Below are 736 nucleotides of genomic sequence, written 5' to 3' on the forward strand. Positions count from 1 at the left end.
AAACTAAAAGAAGCTTTTTCTGGGATAGAGTTATCAAATAACAAAACTAAGCACTCAATTAAGTGAAAATTAGATGTAGGACATGAAGGAAGAAACTATAAACTAGGAACATCTTTATTACTAAATGATAAAATAGAAGCTAGTGGAGATAAGTATGAATCCTTTTGTTCAATCTCTGATTTTGGATTTTTATATTTTTCTTTTAATGTCCACTTCTTAAAATATTCTATCTTATTATATCCTGGAGCTGTATGTTTAATCTTATCTAATTCTGCTCTTACATCATATGATGAACTTATATTATTAAATAATAATGTTGTATTTATATAGGTTCCACCATTTCTATATCTTAATGTCGGTCCTATACTTATCTCCTTATTCCTCCCTGAAAAATCAAGTGATAATGATACCTTACTATCAGGTAATGGATTTACACTAATTCTATAATCTAATACCTTATTTTTTAATTCCTTCTCTGTATCTGTTTTATCTATATCTACTTTTTCTTTACTTTCTCCTTTTACATAGTAATTTAATTCTCCATTTACATACTTATTTTCTGAAAATAATGTTAATTTTATTTTTTCTATATCATTATTTTCTAAAAAATTACTATGTGTTATCTTCTTTCCTAATATATCTACTTTTAATCCCAAACCTAAATAACGTTCTTGTAGTTTAACATTTAATCTTTTTTTTAAATTTACATTACTGGATAAATATCTTGTAGCTAATT

The 736-nt window shown here is 24.7% G+C and carries 1 pseudogene; it reads right to left on the minus strand.

Annotation, left to right across the window (positions count from 1 at the left end):
* Positions 1–95 precede the first annotated feature (95 nt).
* Positions 96–736 (minus strand): annotated as a pseudogene (locus BUE91_RS06805) (hypothetical protein); the annotation flags it as partial.

The organism is Streptobacillus notomytis (genome assembly GCF_001902585.1).
In the GTDB taxonomy this organism is placed as follows: domain Bacteria; phylum Fusobacteriota; class Fusobacteriia; order Fusobacteriales; family Leptotrichiaceae; genus Streptobacillus; species Streptobacillus notomytis.